The 798-nt window shown below is 54.0% G+C and carries 1 rRNA gene; it reads left to right on the plus strand.

Annotation, left to right across the window (positions count from 1 at the left end):
• Positions 1 to 162: 162 nt before the first annotated feature.
• Positions 163 to 798 (plus strand): 23S ribosomal RNA (locus tag FCN80_RS25900); the annotation flags it as partial.

A 798-nucleotide genomic window follows, 5' to 3' on the forward strand; every position in this document is an offset into this window, starting at 1 on the left:
CATCACTCAAGTGCCTCGCACTTGAGGTGATGAACCCAATCCCCCGGGCAGCGCAGCATTTGCAAACAAGGTTGTGCGCTTTTTTCAAGCCGCAGCGCAATGGACAGAGACGTCCATGAGCAGCGGAAGTTAAAAAAGCGGACAAGATTGGCGGCAAAGGCAAGCGGGACATTTGAGGATGGGGTGACTGCGTACCTTTTGTATAATGGGTCAGCGACTTATATTCTGTAGCAAGGTTAACCGCATAGGGGAGCCGTAGGGAAACCGAGTCTTAACAGGGCGCCAAGTTGCAGGGTATAGACCCGAAACCCGGTGATCTAGCCATGGGCAGGTTGAAGGTTGGGTAACACTAACTGGAGGACCGAACCGACTAATGTTGAAAAATTAGCGGATGACTTGTGGCTGGGGGTGAAAGGCCAATCAAACCGGGAGATAGCTGGTTCTCCCCGAAAGCTATTTAGGTAGCGCCTCGTGAGGTCGTTTCCGGGGGTAGAGCACTGTTTCGGCTAGGGGTCCACCCCGGATTACCAACCCGATGCAAACTGCGAATACCGGAAAACGTATCACGGGAGACACACGGCGGGTGCTAACGTTCGTCGTGAAGAGGGAAACAACCCAGACCGCCGGCTAAGGTCCCGAAGTCATGGTTAAGTGGGAAACGATGTGGGAAGGCACAGACAGCCAGGATGTTGGCTTAGAAGCAGCCATCATTTAAAGAAAGCGTAATAGCTCACTGGTCGAGTCGGCCTGCGCGGAAGATGTAACGGGGCTAAACCATGCACCGAAGCCGCGGCAGCG

Origin of the sequence: Martelella alba (assembly GCF_005217455.1) — a bacterium.
Classification (GTDB): domain Bacteria; phylum Pseudomonadota; class Gammaproteobacteria; order Enterobacterales; family Enterobacteriaceae; genus Acerihabitans.